This is a genomic window from Isoptericola aurantiacus (assembly GCF_044769875.1).
GTDB lineage: Bacteria > Actinomycetota > Actinomycetes > Actinomycetales > Cellulomonadaceae > Isoptericola > Isoptericola aurantiacus.
Genome location: NZ_JBJBAE010000001.1, coordinates 24,594 through 40,071 on the forward strand (window position 1 = coordinate 24,594; position 15,478 = coordinate 40,071).

10 protein-coding genes are annotated in these 15,478 nt (G+C 71.2%); 2 read left to right on the forward strand and 8 right to left on the reverse strand.

From position 1 onward, the window contains the following. Positions 1-11 precede the first annotated feature (11 nt). Complete coding sequence (gene purU / locus ACIQLL_RS00070) at positions 12-914, forward strand: formyltetrahydrofolate deformylase (RefSeq protein ID WP_402461550.1); 903 nt, start codon at positions 12-14, stop codon at positions 912-914. A gap of 27 nt (positions 915-941) precedes the next feature. Here purU and ACIQLL_RS00075 read toward each other — a convergent pair whose 3' ends face one another. Further along, on the reverse strand, positions 942-1,772 hold the full coding sequence (locus ACIQLL_RS00075) for a VOC family protein (protein WP_402464572.1): 831 nt from the start codon (positions 1,770-1,772) through the stop codon (positions 942-944). A 50-nt stretch (positions 1,773-1,822) separates the two neighbouring features. Continuing rightward, positions 1,823-2,440: an NADPH-dependent F420 reductase gene (locus tag ACIQLL_RS00080; RefSeq protein WP_402461552.1), complete on the reverse strand. Its 618-nt coding sequence runs from the start codon at positions 2,438-2,440 to the stop codon at positions 1,823-1,825. Between the two features lie 96 nt (positions 2,441-2,536). Between ACIQLL_RS00080 and ACIQLL_RS00085 the strand changes: the two genes are divergently transcribed. Next, positions 2,537-3,037, forward strand: a complete 501-nt coding sequence (locus tag ACIQLL_RS00085) for a MarR family winged helix-turn-helix transcriptional regulator (protein ID WP_402461555.1) — start codon at positions 2,537-2,539, stop codon at positions 3,035-3,037. A gap of 41 nt (positions 3,038-3,078) precedes the next feature. Here the strand turns inward: ACIQLL_RS00085 and ACIQLL_RS00090 are convergent, their stop codons facing one another. The 6 genes from ACIQLL_RS00090 to pulA form a co-directional block, all read right to left on the reverse strand. After that, a complete protein-coding gene (locus ACIQLL_RS00090; RefSeq protein ID WP_402461558.1) occupies positions 3,079-3,825 on the reverse strand; it encodes an ATP-binding cassette domain-containing protein in 747 nt (248 codons plus the stop codon). Beyond that, on the reverse strand, positions 3,822-5,024 hold the full coding sequence (locus ACIQLL_RS00095) for an ROK family transcriptional regulator (protein WP_402464574.1): 1,203 nt from the start codon (positions 5,022-5,024) through the stop codon (positions 3,822-3,824). The genes ACIQLL_RS00090 and ACIQLL_RS00095 overlap by 4 nt, the downstream gene beginning before the upstream one ends. Before the next feature lie 91 nt (positions 5,025-5,115). Next, a complete protein-coding gene (gene mmsB, locus ACIQLL_RS00100) occupies positions 5,116-6,294 on the reverse strand; it encodes a multiple monosaccharide ABC transporter permease (protein ID WP_402461560.1) in 1,179 nt (392 codons plus the stop codon). Next, entirely contained in the window at positions 6,291-7,850 is a 1,560-nt protein-coding gene (gene mmsA, locus ACIQLL_RS00105; protein ID WP_402461563.1) for a multiple monosaccharide ABC transporter ATP-binding protein, read from the reverse strand. Before mmsA ends, mmsB begins: the two co-directional genes overlap by 4 nt. A 140-nt stretch (positions 7,851-7,990) precedes the next feature. Beyond that, complete coding sequence (gene chvE / locus ACIQLL_RS00110) at positions 7,991-9,151, reverse strand: multiple monosaccharide ABC transporter substrate-binding protein (RefSeq protein WP_402461565.1); 1,161 nt, start codon at positions 9,149-9,151, stop codon at positions 7,991-7,993. Between the two features lie 301 nt (positions 9,152-9,452). Further along, the gene (gene pulA, locus ACIQLL_RS00115) at positions 9,453-15,374 is read right to left on the reverse strand and encodes a pullulanase-type alpha-1,6-glucosidase (protein ID WP_402461568.1); all 5,922 of its coding nucleotides are present in this window, start codon (positions 15,372-15,374) and stop codon (positions 9,453-9,455) included. Positions 15,375-15,478: the final 104 nt, after the last annotated feature.

Sequence of the window (15,478 nt, forward strand, 5' to 3'; positions counted from 1 at the left end):
GGTGGGCGACAATGGCGTGCGTGAGCACGCAGCCGAACCCTTCGTCGACCACCCGGCACCCGCACGGACGGCCCACCGAGTGGGTCCTGACGCTCTCGTGCCCCGACCGCCCGGGCATCGTGCACGCCGTGAGCGGGATGCTCGCGGACCACGACGGCAACATCACGGAGTCCCAGCAGTTCGGCAACCCGGGCTCGGGGCTGTTCTTCATGCGGGTCCAGGTCGAGTCGCACGCCTCGCGCGACGAGCTGGAGGCCGCGCTGGCCGGGCTCGGGGCCACGTTCGAGATGACGTGGCGGCTCGACGTCGTGGGCCGGCCGGTGCGGACCCTCGTCATGGTCTCGCGGGCCGCGCACTGCCTGGTGGACCTCCTCTACCGCGAGCGCGACCAGGGCCTGCCCGTCGAGATCGTCGGCGTCGTCGGCAACCACGACGACCTGCGCGACATCGCGGAGTTCTACGGCAAGCCGTTCCACCACGTCCCGGTCACCGCCGCCACCAAGGCGGAGGCCGAGGCCCGGCTCCGCGACCTCGTGACGGAGCTCGACGTCGAGCTCGTGGTCCTGGCCCGCTACATGCAGATCCTCTCGGACGAGCTGTGCCGCGACCTGTCCGGCCAGGTCATCAACATCCACCACTCGTTCCTGCCGTCCTTCAAGGGCGCACGGCCGTACGCCCAGGCCCACGAACGGGGGGTCAAGCTCATCGGGGCCACCTCGCACTACGTCACCGGCGACCTCGACGAGGGCCCGATCATCGAGCAGGACGTCGAGCGCGTGGACCACTCCCGCGCCGTGACGGACCTCGTCGCCCTCGGTGAGGACGTCGAGCGCCGCACCCTCGCGCGTGCGGTGCGGTGGCACGCCGAGCACCGGGTGCTGCTCGACGGTCACCGCACCGTCGTCTTCCACTGACCTGCCCCCGGGGCTCGTGGCGCGGGCTCAGCCCACCGCCACCTCGACCAGGGTGCTCCACGGGTCCTCGAAGCGCAGCGTGCGCCCGTCGTCGCGCACGGGGACCCGGACGTGCCGCAGGCGGTCCCGCAGGGCGTCGACGTCGTCCCGGCCGGGGACGGTGATCGACACCTGGCCGAGGCCCAGCGTCGCCGCCCGCGGCCCGGCCCCGGCGCTGTTCCATGTGTTCACCGCGAGGTGGTGGTGATACCCGCCGGCGGCGACGAACAGCGCCCCGGGCAGGTCCGCCGTGACCTCGAACCCGAGGGCGCCGACGTAGAACCGCCGCGCCACCGTGAGGTCGCCGACCTGCAGGTGCACGTGACCGACCCCGGCGCCCTGTCCGGCGGCACCTCGCATCGCGGTCTCGTCCAGGTGCCGGCGCAGGTAGGTGTTCGGGTCGAACCAGTCTGAACCCATCGCCACCCGGCCGCCGGACCACTGCCACGTGTCCCGCGGACGGTCCCAGTAGAGCTCGATGCCGTTGTCCTCGGGGTCGGTGAAGTAGAACGCCCGGGACACCCCGTGGTCGGCGTTGCCGACGAACCGGGACAGCGGGTGCCTCGCAGCGTGCGCCACGGCGGCGGCGAGCGCCTCCTCGGTGTCGAGGAGCACCGCGGTGTGGAACAGCCCGGCCTGGTTCCGGGAGGTCGCCGGCAGTCCTGGCGTGTGCCGGAGCACGACGACGGGGGTCCGGCCGCGCCCGAGCACGACCCGGTCGGGTCCCCCGGTGCCGCGCAGCTCGGTCAGCGCGAGGGCCTCGCGGTAGTAGGCGCTCATGGCGGCGAGGTCGCCGACGTGCAGCGTGACGGCCCCCATCGCGGTCTCCGCCGCGAGGAGGTCGTCGCGGCGGAGGTTCTGGGCCGCGGTCACAGCAGAGCGAAGCCGGTGGTCCACGAGGTCTTCTCGCCGGCGGCCAGGGTGAGCTGCAGGAAGCCCTGGGCCTCGAGCTCGCGGGCGCGCCGCAGGCCCCCGGCGTCGACGACCCGCACGGCCGAGCCGTCGAAGGCCGCGGCGAACGCGCCCTTGGCGTCGGCGTCGTCACCTGCGACGAGCACGGTGGTCGGGACCTCCCCGACCGTGCCGGTCGCGAGCGTGGCGGCGAAGTTGGTGTTGAAGGCCTTGAGGACGGACGCACCGGGGATCGCGGCCGCGAGCTCTGCGGCGGCCGAGGAGTCCGCCGGCACGACGAGAGCGTCGAAGGTCGTGAAGTCGAGCGGGTTGGTGATGTCGACGACGGTGCGCCCGGCGAGCTGGTCGCCGTAGGTCGCCACGACGTCGTCCAGGGCGGGGTACGGCAGCGCGAGCACGACGACGGCGCCGGTGAGCGGTGCGCCGAAGGCCGTGGCGGTGACGGCCGGGTCGACCCGACCGGCCGCGGCGGCGTCGCGGGCGACGACCTGGACCTGGCTGCCCGCGGCGAGCCCGAGCCGGGCGATGGCGGTTCCCATGGTCCCGGCGCCGATGATGCTGATGCTGCTGCTCATGAGGTTTCCTCTCGGACGGCCGTCAACCCTTTGATTGACGCTACAACCAATATAGGATCGGTATAGTTGTTCCGTCAACCAATACGGGGAGGACCCATGGACGACGGCGCGGCACCGCGCTGGCTCGACGACGAGCAGATGCGCAGCTGGTTGCGGCTGCAGGCGGTGATCAGCCTGCTGCCCGCCCTCCTCGACCAGCAGCTGCGCCGGGACGCCGACCTGACCCACTTCGAGTACCTGACGCTGGCGATGCTGTCCCAGACCGAGGGCCGCTCCCTGCGCATGAGCGACCTCGCCCGCCGGACCAGCGCCACCCTCCCCCGCCTCTCCCACGTCGCACGGCGTCTGGAGGACCGGGGCTTCCTCGTGCGCGGCCCGGCGCCGGACGACGGCCGCGCCACCGTGGCGCGGCTCACCGGGGCCGGCTGGGAGAAGGTCGTGGCCAGCGCGCCCGGCCACGCACGGGCCGTGCTGGAGAACGTCTACGACGACCTCGACCGCGACGACCTGCACGCGTTCACCCGGGTCCTCGACGCCGTGCTCGCCCACGTCGACCCGCACGACGCCTTCGGCCTCCACGCCGACGAGCGGCCCTGACGGACCGCGTCCTCGGGTCGACCTGCGGTCCGGCCCGGAGGTCAGGCGGCCCCGGTGATCGCCGCCAGGATCGACTCGTGGCTGGCCGACGCCGGGAACGACCCGTTGTTGCGTCCGTGCCGCAGCACCTCGATCCGGTCCGAGACGGCGCGGACGTCGTTGAGGTTGTGGCTGATGAGGATCACGCCCAGCCCCATGTCCCGCAGCCTCTCGATGTGCGTGAGGACCTCGCCGGTCTGCGCCACCGACAGGGCGGCCGTGGGCTCGTCCAGCACCACGATCCTGGGCCTGCCGATCAGGGTCCGTGCGATCGCGACGGCCTGGCGCTGGCCGGCCGAGAGCTGCCGCAGCGTGGTGCGGACCGAGGGGATGCGCACGGTCAGCCGGTCGAGCAACCGTCGCGTCTCGACCTCCATCTCGCCCTCGTGCATCAGGCCGACCCGGTTGCGCAGCTCCCGGCCCAGGAACAGGTTGGCCGTGACGTCCAGGTTCTCGCACACCGCCAGGTCCTGGAAGACGCTGGCGATGCCGAGCCGATTCGCCGCCGACGCCGATCCGAGCGTCACCGGCCGGCCCTCGATCTCGATCTCCCCGGCGTCCGGGGACAGCACGCCGGCCACGACCTGGGCCAGCGTGGACTTGCCGGCACCGTTGTCGCCGACCAGCGCCACGACCTCGTGGGCGTGCACCTCGAGGTCGACGCCGACCAGCGCCTCGACGGCGCCGAAGTACTTGCTGACCTCGTGCAGGGCGAGCAAGGGCGTGCGGGGTACGGCCGCGGTCGTCATCGTCCTGGCGTCTCCTCGTCGGTGCGTTCGGTGCGTCGGTCGCTGTCGGGTCGGTCGAACACGTCGGTGTGCTCCAGCGCGAGCGCGACGGCACCCACCAGCTCGGCGCGCAGACCCAGGGTGGCCGGCACGACCTCGGGACCGCCGGCCTGGTTGAGCAGCGTGCGGCGTTCGAGCGCCGCACGCAAGGGTGCCAGAAAGATCTCCCCGGCCTCGGCGAGCTCACCACCGACGACGACTCCCTGCGGCCCGAGCCCGGTCGCGAGGGTCGCCACGACCGCACCGACCCGCTCCCCGGCGTCGGCCACGATCTCACGGCAGCCCGGGTCGTCGTCCCGCGCGAGCCGGACCACGTCCCGCAGGGACAGGTTGCCGTGGCTGACGCGCAACGGCTCCAGCAGTGCGGGCAGCCCGACGACGGTGTTCAGGCAGCCCCGGCTGCCGCAGGTGCAGATGCGCCCCGCCGGATCGACCTGGACGTGCCCGATCTCCCCGGCCGTGCCGTCGACACCGCGGTGCACGCGGCCCCCGATGACGATCCCGGCACCCACACCGTGGGACACGCCGACGTACATCATGTCGCGCCAGGCGCGTCCGGCACCCACCGTGGACTCCGCCAGCGCGCCCAGGTTCGCGTCGTTGTCGACGAACACGGGCCGGGACAGCCGCTTCTCCAGCACCTGGGCGATCTGCACGGCGTCCCAGCCACGCAGGACCCCGCGGACGCTGAGCATGCCCGTGGTCGGGTTGACGGGTGCCGGGACGCCCAGACCGATGCCGAGCAGCTCGTCGAGCTGGGACCCCACCCGCTCCAGCAGGTCCACGATCAGCAGCGCGGCACGGTCGAGGCTGGTGTCGGAGCGATGGTCCGCCGGCAACGGCAGGGTGAGCTCGGCGAGCACCTCCTGGCCCACGTCGGCGAGCGCCACCCGCATGGACCGGTACCCGACCACGACGCCGGCGACCAGCCCGACCCGGTGGGCCAGCGTGACGAGCTGGGCGCGGCGTCCCGTGCGCACGGTGTTGCGGACCTCGACCACCTCGGCGGCGGCGAGCTCCTTGACGATCGTCGACACGGTCGCCGGGGAGAGGCCCGTGGCCCCGGTCAGCTCGACCTGGGTGAGGCTGCCGTGCTTCTTGACGGCGTCGACCACGCGGGCACGGTTGGCCTCACGCAACGACGACTGCGTCCGCGCCATCGCCTGCCGTCCCTTCACGCCCCGGAGTGTAGAGGGTATGCCGACGGGCGGGTGGGAGGCCCCACCCGCCCGTCGGCGGTGATCATCGCACTCAGCGGGCGACCGCGGCGCGCTTCTTGTTCCAGATGTCGAAGGCGACGGCGAGCAGCAGCACCAGGCCCTTGACGACCTGCTGCCACGGCTGCGGGATGCCCATGAGCTGCATGCCGTTCGACATGACGGCCATGATCAGGCCACCGATCATGGCGCCGCCGACGCGACCCACACCACCGGTGGTGGAGGCGCCGCCGATGAAGCAGGCGGCGATGGCGTCGAGCTCGAACATGTTGCCGGCGCCCGGCTGGGCGCTGTTCATCCGCGAGGAGAACACGATGCCGGCCACCGAGGCGAGCACGCCCATGTTGACGAAGACCCAGAAGTTGATCTTGCGCACGGACACGCCGGAGAGCTCGGCGGCGTGACGGTTGCCGCCGACCGCGTAGATGTGCCGGCCGAACACGGACTTCTGGGTGACCAGCGTGTAGGCGATGATCAGCACGGCCAGGATGATGAGGACGACCGGCAGCCCGCGCGAGGACGCGAGCTGGTAGCCGAACCACATGACCACCGCGGCGACGACCACGAGCTTGAGCACGAACAGCGGCAGGGACTCCACCGACTGCTGGTAGGCGAGCTTGCCCTGGCGCGAACGCCACTGCGACACGGCGTAGCCGACGACGGCGATGCCGAAGATCACCAGGGTGAAGACGTCGTACCCGTACCCGCCGAACAGCCCGTTGAGGAACCCGTTGGCGATGTCGTAGTAGGTGCCGCCGAAGGGCGAGAGCGAACGGTTGTCCAGCACCAGGAAGGTCAGGCCGCGGAAGAGCAGCATGCCGGCCAGGGTGACGATGAAGCCCGGGATACCGACGTAGGCGACCCAGAAGCCCTGCCAGATCCCGACCAGGAGACCGACGACCAGGGCGGCCAGCACACCCGCCCACCAGGGCATCCCCTCCCGGATCACGACGGCGGCCGAGACCGCTCCGGTGAGGGCCACCACCGAACCGACCGACAGGTCGATCTGCCCGGCGATGATCACCATGACCATCCCGATCGCGAGGATCAGGATGTAGGAGTACTGCAGGATCAGGTTCGTCAGGTTGGTCGGGGACAGGAAGCTCTCGTGCAAGGCGGCGAACAGCACCACGATCGCGACGAAGGCGATGAGGATGCCGCTCTGGCGCATGTTCCGGGTCAGGGCGTCCCGGACCGAGGCGATGGCGTTCATGAGGCAGTTCCGTTCGTGGGCAGGGGCTGGTCGCGCTCGAGGGTCATGAGCTCCATGAGGCGTTCCTGCGTCGCGTCGGCGACGGGGAGCTCACCGGTGATGCGACCGAAGGCGAGGGTGTAGACACGGTCGCAGATGCCGAGCAGCTCGGGCAGCTCGGAGGAGATGACGACGACCGCCTTCCCCTCCGCGACCATCTTGTTGATGATCGTGTAGATCTCGTACTTGGCGCCGACGTCGATGCCGCGGGTGGGCTCGTCGAGGATCAGCACGTCGGGATCGGTGTACAGCCACTTGGACAGCACGACCTTCTGCTGGTTGCCGCCCGAGAGCTTGCCGACGTCGACGAGGACGTTGGGCGTCTTGATGTTCAGCGAGCCGCGGTACTCCTCGGCGACCCGCAGCTCCTCGTTGCCGTTGACCCACCCGTGGGGGGCCAGCTGCCGCAGGCCGGCCGCGGAGATGTTGTGCCGGATGTCGTCGATGAGGTTGAGACCGTACTGCTTGCGGTCCTCGGTGGCGTAGGCGATGTGGTGCTTGATCGCCTCGGCGACCGTCCGGGTCTGGATCTCCTGGCCGTCCTTGAAGACCTTGCCGTGGATGTTGCGCCCGTAGGAGCGGCCGAAGATGCTCATCGCGAGCTCGGTCCGCCCTGCTCCCATCAGGCCCGCGATCCCGATGACCTCACCGGCCCGGACGTGGAACGAGGCGTCGGTGATGACCTGGCGACCCGCCTGGGTGGGGTGGTCGACGTGCCAGTTCTCCACCCGGAGCACCTCGTCGCCGACGACGCTGGAGCGTTCGGGGTAGCGGTGCTCGAGGTCGCGCCCCACCATGCCGCGGATGATGCGGTCCTGCGTGGCGCTCTCCTCGGACATGTCGATCGTCTCGATCGTGCGCCCGTCGCGGATGATCGTGGTGCGGTCCGCGATCTCCTCGATCTCGTTGAGCTTGTGCGAGATGATGATGCAGGTGATGCCCTCGCGCTGCAGCGCGCGCAGCAGCTCGAGCAGGTGCTCGGAGTCCGTGTCGTTCAGGGCGGCGGTCGGCTCGTCGAGGATGAGCAGCTTGACCTCCTTCGAGAGCGCCTTGGCGATCTCGATGAGCTGCTGCTTGCCGACTCCGAGCTGACCGATCGGGGTCGTCGGGTTCTCGTGCAGTCCGACCCGCCGGAGCAGCTCGGACGCCCGGTGGTTCGACTCGTTCCAGTCGATGAGTCCGAGGCGACCCCGCGTCTCGTTGCCGAGGAAGATGTTCTCGGCCACGGACAGGTACGGCACCAGGGCGAGCTCCTGGTGGATGATGACGATGCCCTGGTCCTCGGAGTCCGAGATCGACCCGAACTCGGCGGACTCGCCGTCGAAGACGATCTGGCCGTCGTACGTGCCGTGCGGGTAGACACCCGACAGCACCTTCATGAGCGTCGACTTGCCGGCACCGTTCTCACCGCAGATGGCGTGGATCTCGCCCTGCTCGACGGTGAGGGTGACGTCCGACAGCGCCTTGACGCCCGGGAACTCCTTGGTGATGGAGCGCATCTCCAGAATGGTGCTCATCTGCGCTCTCGTCCCTCCTTCGGTGAGGGGTGCCGACGCGGCGGCTGGCCGACGGCGGACCCGGGGCGGGCCGCCCGTCGTGGCGGGATCGCGCACGACGGACGGCCACGCCCGTGATGGGGCAGGTCAGGCCCCGTGGATCACTCCGCGGCCTGGCCCGACGCGACCTCGTCGGCGGTGTAGTAGCCGGAGTCGACGAGCACGGGCTCGATGTCGTCCTTGAACACGGTCTCGACCTCGAGCAGGTACGACGGCACGACCTTGACGCCGTTGTCGTACGTCTCGGTGTCGTTCGCCTCGGGGTCCTCACCCTCGACGAAGGACTGCGCCGCCGCGACGGCCTGGTCGGCGAGCAGACGCGTGTCCTTGAAGATCGTCGAGGACTGGACGCCCTGGTCGATCAGCGCGATGTTGGCGATCTCGGCGTCCTGGCCGGTCACGACCGGCAGGCCGTCGTCGAGGGTCGGGCCCATGCCCGCGCCCTTGAGCGCGTTGATGATGCCGCGGGAGAGCACGTCGGCCGGGGCGAGGACGCCGTCGAGCTTGGTGTCGTTGCCGGTGTAGGTGGAGGTCAGCAGGTCCTCCATGCGGCTCTGGGCGGTCTCCAGCTCCCAGCGCTGCGTGCTGACCTGGTCGAAGTCGGTCTGCTTGGACGGGACCGTGACGGTGCCGTCGTCCATGAGGGGCTGCAGGACGGACATCGCACCGTCGAAGAAGAAGTGCGAGTTGTTGTCGTCCGGGGAACCCGCGAAGAGCTCGATGTTGTACGGGCCCTCCTCACCGGTCTCCTCGTCGTTCTCGTCGAGGTAGCCGAGACCGCGCAGCAGGGCGTTGGCCTGGGCCACGCCGACGGCGAAGTTGTCGAACGTGGTGTAGAAGTCCACGTTCTCGCTGTCGCGGATGAGGCGGTCGTAGGCGATGACCGGGATGTTCGCGGCCGCGGCGGCCTCGAGCTGGCTGGTCAGCGCCGTGCCGTCGATGGACGCGATGATCAGGACGTCGACGCCCTCGGTGATCATCGAGTCGATCTGCTGGGTCTGGGTCGGGATGTCGTCGTTGGCGAACTGCAGGTCCACCGTGTACCCGAGGTCCTCGAGCCCGGCCTCGACGTTGCCGCCGTCCTGGATCCAGCGCTCGTAGGTCTGCGTCGGCATCGCGACGCCGACCTTCACGTCCTCGTCACCGTTGCCCGCAGCGTCGTCGGAACCGCCGGAGCCTGCACCTTCACCACCGCAGGCGGTGAGGGTCAGAGCCAGCGCCGCACCCGCGGCGACCATGCCCGTCTTCTTGCCGAGTCGCATCCTCGCGCTCCTTCTCGTCGTCGAGGGTCCGACCGGCGGCGACCTTCACCGCCGGCGCCCCCGCAGGAGCCGGACCAGCACCCCGTGGGGTGACCGAGGACTACTTTCCTGTCTTCGGGTCTCGAAGTCAAAGGGTGGTGGTTACGATTCCATCACGAAGACGCCACGGCAACATCGCCGTCAGACCGGGACACAACCGGCGATCTTGCCACCCATCGGTTCGGATCTCGAAGGCAATGCCCGGCCGACGACACGACGTGGCCGGGCCGGGGAAGCCCCGACCCGGCCACGTCCCGGCAGGTCAGCCCTGCGGCTCGACCAGCACCGCGACGGTCCGCGCGGGCACCGTCACGCTGCCGGAACCACCGTCCCAAGCCGTCTCCTGCACGACGGCGTCCCCGCCGCCGGCCTGCACCGGCGAGAGCGCGAAGTGGCGCCCGGCCAGGTCCGGCACGTCGATCGTGGCTGCCTCGGGCGAGGCGTTGAACACCACGAGCGCCCCGTCCAGCGCGGGGTCCACGTCCGCGGCGACCGTGTCGTCGATCGCCATGACGATGACCCCCGGCACGGCGTCGGGCCCCGACGCGGGGAAGGACACCTTCGCCTTGATGAGCTCCGCCGACCCGAGCCGCAACAGGTCCGTGGACGAGCGCAGCTCCAGCAGCTCCCGGGCCCGGTCCGACGCTTCGGCGATGTCCGCCGCGGTCGGCTTCAGCGCCGGGTCGGCCAGCCGCGGCGCCATCACCGGCCACGTGTCCTCGTTGTCGGCGGCCATCGGCAGGCCGCGGCCGAACCCGTTGTCCTGCCCCGACCAGTCGATGGCGTTGAACCAGTCGCCGGAGTCGTAGGAGTTGCGGTCCAGCGACTTCGAGCGGAGCAGGTCCGTGCCCGCGTGCCAGAACGAGGGCGTCTGCGCCAGCGCCGTCGTCGCGAGCGAGACGGTGTTCATCCGCACCCGGTCGTCCATCGACGTGGCCTGCGGCAGCTTGAGCGTGAGCAGGTCGAACAGCGTCTCGTTGTCGTGGGCGTCGACGTAGGTGATCACCTCCTCCGGGGAGTCGGCGTACCCGGCCGGGGAGCCGCGGTAGTCGAGGTCCTCGCCCCGGGTGATCTCGCCGTCGGACGTCAGGAACGTGAAGTCCCGCAGGTTGCCGGCCAGCCCCAGGCGGACCAGGTCCGTCTGGTGCGCCAGGTCCGCCGCCTCGTCCGCCCCGCCGTCGTTGACGGAGTCCGCGTCGCCGGCCGACGCCTCGCGCCCGTTCGGGTCGGTGAAGAGCCCGGTGCCGAACCCCTGGGTGAAGGTCGAGGCGCCGTCGACGGGCGAGCCGCCGTGCACGGCGTCGCGGAGCCGGTCGCTGAACGTCCCGATCCCGGTACCGCCGAGCTGGCCCTGCGTGGCCTGCGTGAACAGGGCGTTGTCCGCCACCTCCCCGAAGTTCCAGCCCTCGCCGTACAGGTACACCGCGGAGCCGTCCACGCCGTCGGCCTCGACCGTCAGCGCGTCGAGCGCATCGCGCACGGCGAGCATGGTGTCGCGCGAGTGGTGGCCCATGAGGTCGAACCGGAAGCCGTCCACCTTGTAGTCGCGGGCCCAGGTGACCACGGAGTCGACCATGAGCTGCTCGGCCATCGCGTGCTCGGTGGCGACGTTCTGGCAGCAGGTGCTGGTCTCCACGGCGCCCGTGGTCGGGTTCAGCCGGTGGTAGTAGCCCGGCACGACCTTGTCCAGCACCGACGTGTCGCCCTGGCCGCTGGCCGCGGTGTGGTTGAACACCTGGTCCAGGACCACCTGGAGACCGGCGTCGTGCAGGGAACCCACCATGGTGCGGAACTCGCCCACGCGGGCCCCGCCCTCACGATCGACGGCGTAGGAACCCTCCGGCGTCGTGAAGTGATACGGGTCGTAGCCCCAGTTGAAGGCGTCGGAGCCCTGCACCTCGGCCACGGCCGCCTGCTGCTCGGTGGAGTCGGGGGCGAACCCGCTGAGGTCGCCCGTCGTCTCCTGGTCCGCGGGGTCCTCAGGGATCGAGGCGATGTCGAACGTCGGCAGCAGGTGCACCGTCGTCATGCCGGCCTCAGCCAGCTCGCGCAGGTGCGTCATGCCGTCCGAGCCGGACTCGGCGAACGCCAGGTAGGTGCCCCGCACCTCCTCGGGCACGGTGGCGTCCGCGATCGAGAAGTCCCGCACGTGCAGCTCGTAGATCGTCTGGTCCACGGGCCGCTCGACCACCGGCTGCGGTGTGGTGCGCCACACCTTCGGCTGGAAGGCCTTGTCGTCCAGGGAGACGACGACGGAGTGGGTCGAGTCGGTGGTCAGCGCCACCGAGTACGGGCTGGTGACGACGTTCGTCTCCATCCTGCCCGGGGTGCCCCCGCCGCCCGGCACGTACACCTCGACGGCGTACTGGTAGCGCGCTCCGTACCAGGGGTACTTCTTGTCGGTGGCCTTGCCGTCGAGGACCCACGTGCCGTCGCCGGCCCGCGCGGCGTCGAACCGGTCGGGCTCGGCACCGAGGTCGCGGCCCTGCGGCCAGACCAGCAGGTCGACGTCCTGCGCGGTCGGTGCCCACAGGGCGAACGAGGCCCACTTGCGGTTCGGGTGCACGGTGACCCCGAACGTACGGTCCGCCGCGTCCTCGGCGTACAGATCGTCCAGCACGCCCGGCACCTGGACGCCCGTGGCGGCGGTGAGGGTGTCGCCGTCGCTGCGGGTCACCAGGAGCTGGCCGGTGAGCAGGTCCTCGACCGTCGCGCGGTCCAGAGCCTCCCCGTCCGACGTCGGCACGAGCGCCGTGTGGTCGGCGAGCGCCGGGAAGTCCGCGGCGACGTCGTCGGGCACGTCACCGCCGGACTCGAGACGGTGGGAGGCCGCGCCGTCGGGCAGCTCTCCGCCGTCGGGGCCGGTGACGACCGTCGCGCCGTCGCCGGACGTGGACGCCGAGACCTCGAGGCCACCCTCCGGGGCGGTCCACAACGTCCACTCGTCGCCGGTCCCGAGATCGCCCGGCGCGAGCAGCAGGTCGGTGCGCACCCAGTGCGCGGCCTGCTGACCGGTGCCCGCGAGCGGCGGGTTCTCGGTCCCGATCGTCAGCTCGTGGGTGGCGAGGTCGTAGGAGAACGTCACGGTCTCACCCTGCCCCACGGAGAAGGAGTAGTTCGCGCCGTCGGGCGCTCCCCCGACCCCGTAGTTCTCGGCCCAGCTCAGGCCGTGGGCCGCCTTGACCTCGTAGGCGCCGCCGGGCAGCGCGTCGGTGGACCAGGTGTACACGCCGTCGCCGTCCGGGTCCTTGGCCCAGGTGGCGAGGCACTCGGGCTGCCAGTCCCCGGGGCAGCCGGCCTCCTCCTGGTAGGAGCCGGGCAGGGTGACGATCGGACCCTGCGCGGTGGACGAGAAGTCGTGGCTCACCGGGTCCCAGTAGAACGTGACCTCGCCGCCGTCGTGGGTGTAGGTGGCGTTGGGGCCGCCCGGGACGCCGCCGGAGCCGTAGTTGAGGTCCCAGGAGCCATTGATCGCGACCTTGTACTCGTAGTCCCCGGCGGGCAGGTCGAACGTGCCGGACCAGACGCCGTCGGCCCGCTCGGTGAGGCGGGCACCCTCGCAGTCGGGCGTCCAGTCGCCGGCGCAGCCCATCTCGCTGTTGTGGCTGCCCGGCACGGTGACCATGTCGATGTCGGTCTCCGGCTCCTCCTCGCCGAGGGCGCCCGAGACGTCGACGCCCACGGAGGCGAACGTCGAGGCGGCCGCGCGGTCGCCGTCGGCGTCCGTGGTCACGGCGCGGTACTCGACGAGCGTGCCCTCGGGCAGACCGTCGGTGGTGTGGAAGACGCGCGGGGTGGTGTCCTCGGCGGTCCCGAGCGGCTGCCAGTCGGTGGTGCCCACCTCGCGCCAGGCGAAGGAGGTCTCGGCCCAGGCGTCGTCGATCGCGGCACGTACAGGGGCGGTGCCCGTGACGGCGGCGCCGGCGGCGGGCGCCTCGACGGCGATGCTCCCGTCGGTCGCGGCGCCCACGGTGCGGTCGGCGACCAGCACGACGGCGGACGTGCCCGGCACGGTCAGCGTCACCTCGCCGCCGGCGTCGGCGACGACCGGGGTGCCGCCGTCGGGCCCGTACAGGACGTCGTACGTCGCACCCGGCGTGAGCGTCGTGAACGTGGCCGAACGCTCACCGGCCGCGTTGTTGAGCGCGACGAGGTGCTCGACCTTCTCGTCGCGGTCGACGCGGCTGAAGGCGTAGACGCCCGCACCGTCCGCCGCGAACCGCTCGATCTGCGCCCCGGGCCCCAGCGCCGGCGTCGAGGACCGCAGCGCCGCGAGGTCGGCGATGTGCCGGTAGAGCGGGGCGTCGGTGTCGTAGCGGTCCTGGCTGCCGGCGGTCTCACCGGTGACCAGGTCCTGGTCCGCGTACTCGGCCACCTGGGTGGCGAACAGCGTCTGGCGGGCGTCCTTGTCCCCGCCGGTGCCGGCGAAGCCCTGCTCGTCGCCGTAGTAGACCACCGGCTGGCCGCGCGTGAGGTACATGAGCTCGTGGGCGAGCTCGTCGCGGGCGAGCGGGTCGTCGGTGTTCGCCAGCATGAAGCCGACCCGACCCATGTCGTGGTTGCCGAGGAACGTCGGCAGCGCCGCCGCCGAGGTGTCCGGCGTCGTGTACAGGTCGTCGCTCGCGAACAGGCCGGCCAGGCCCTGGGCGCTGTTCCCGCTCGCGTAGCTCGTCGCCGACGCCTGGAACGCGAAGTCGAGGACCGAGCTCATGTCCGTCTCGCGCACGTAGGGCGAGAGCAGCCTGGCGTCGGCGTCGTACACCTCGCCGAACATGAAGAAGTCGTCCTTGCCCTGGGCGTGGGCGTAGTCCATGACCTCGGTGGTCCAGGTGTCCCAGAACTCCCGGTTGACGTGCTTGACGGTGTCGATGCGGAAGCCGTCGATGCCGAGGTCGACCCAGTCCTGGTAGACCTTCACGAACCCGTTCACGACCGTGGGGTGCTCGGTCATGAGGTCGTCCAGGCCGTCGAAGTCGCCGTAGGTGACGGACTCACCGCTCCAGGTCGAGTTGCCCCGGTTGTGGTAGAGCGTGGGGTCGTTGAGCCAGGACGGGACCTTGACGTCGGCGTCCTCGTCCGCGACCACCGGCGTGTACGGGAAGGACGTCGCGGCGTCGAGCTCGGGGAAGTCGCCGGTGCCCGCGTGGTCGGCGGGGTCGAAGGCGTTGCCCGCGGCGTCCGTGTAGGGAGAGGTGGCCTGGTCGATGTACGAGTACTCGCCCTCGGCGTAGTCGACGACGTCGGCCGTGTGGTTGGTGATGATGTCGAAGTAGACCTTGATCCCGCGCGCGTGGGCGTCCTCGATGAGCGCCTCGAGCTCCGCGTTGGTGCCCAGGTGCGGGTCGATCCGCGTGAAGTCCGTGATCCAGTACCCGTGGTAGCCGGCGCTCACGTCGTCACCGGTGCCCTGGACGGGCCGGTTCATGAACGACGGCGTCAACCAGATGGCCGTGGTGCCCAGGCCCTCGATGTAGTCGAGGTTGCCGTGCAGGCCGGCCAGGTCGCCGCCCTGGTAGAACCCCTTGTTCGTGGGGTCGAACCCGGAGACGAGCGGGTCGTCGCCGAGGCCCGCGGTGTCGTTGGACGGGTCGCCGTCGGCGAACCGGTCGGTCATGACGAAGTAGAACTGCTCGTCGCCGCCCGCCTGGCGCGCGGGCGGGGCCACGATCGCGTCGTCCGTGGCGGCGTCGTACTCCCCCGCCAGGTCCAGCGGTGTCAGCGCGGTCAGGTGGGTGGCGTCGTCGTAGGTGACGCGCAACCGCGAGTCGCCGCCGAGCACGAGGGGGGCGTTGTCGCCGCCGCCGTCGCGCCCGTACGCCTCGTCCCAGGCGTCGTCGATCGCGACCTTGTACTCGTAGGTGCCGGCCGGGACGTCGAACTCGGCTGTGTAGGTGCCGTCACCGGCGGGGGTGAGCTCGGTGGCGTCGCAGGCCGGGTCCCAGTCGCCGCCGCAGCCCAGCTCGGACTGCAGGTCGCCGACGAGGGCGACGGTGCGGTCCGCTGCGCCGGCCGCGGAGGCTCCTGCGAGCGCGACGCCGCCGGCGACGGCCGGGACGGCGACGGCCAGCGCCGCCAGGGAGGCGACGGCGCGGCGTGGCGCCGCGGGGGCCGGCACCGCGTGCTGCGGCACCGCGGGGGCCGGCACCGCGTGCGGTGGCGCAGGGGGGCGGGGGGCACGGGCCATGGAGGACTCCTTCGTCGACCGGGCGCGGCGATCGCGACCACGACTGACTGTACCGTTGCTGCAAGTTTGCAGCAACGGTCTGACGACGCTCCGCCCGCCGTCGA

What these genes read in the sequence shown, in the direction of transcription:
- ACIQLL_RS00095 (WP_402464574.1), bottom strand. Translation starts at nt 5,024, where the DNA reads ATGGCGCGGACGCAGTCGTCGTTGCGTGAGGCCAACCGTGCCCGCGTG.
- ACIQLL_RS00090 (WP_402461558.1), bottom strand. Translation starts at nt 3,825, where the DNA reads ATGACGACCGCGGCCGTACCCCGCACGCCCTTGCTCGCCCTGCACGAG.
- mmsA (WP_402461563.1), bottom strand. Translation starts at nt 7,850, where the DNA reads ATGAGCACCATTCTGGAGATGCGCTCCATCACCAAGGAGTTCCCGGGC.
- mmsB (WP_402461560.1), bottom strand. Translation starts at nt 6,294, where the DNA reads ATGAACGCCATCGCCTCGGTCCGGGACGCCCTGACCCGGAACATGCGC.
- purU (WP_402461550.1), top strand. Translation starts at nt 12, where the DNA reads ATGGCGTGCGTGAGCACGCAGCCGAACCCTTCGTCGACCACCCGGCAC.
- pulA (WP_402461568.1), bottom strand. Translation starts at nt 15,374, where the DNA reads ATGGCCCGTGCCCCCCGCCCCCCTGCGCCACCGCACGCGGTGCCGGCC.
- ACIQLL_RS00080 (WP_402461552.1), bottom strand. Translation starts at nt 2,440, where the DNA reads ATGAGCAGCAGCATCAGCATCATCGGCGCCGGGACCATGGGAACCGCC.
- ACIQLL_RS00085 (WP_402461555.1), top strand. Translation starts at nt 2,537, where the DNA reads ATGGACGACGGCGCGGCACCGCGCTGGCTCGACGACGAGCAGATGCGC.
- ACIQLL_RS00075 (WP_402464572.1), bottom strand. Translation starts at nt 1,772, where the DNA reads ATGGGGGCCGTCACGCTGCACGTCGGCGACCTCGCCGCCATGAGCGCC.
- chvE (WP_402461565.1), bottom strand. Translation starts at nt 9,151, where the DNA reads ATGCGACTCGGCAAGAAGACGGGCATGGTCGCCGCGGGTGCGGCGCTG.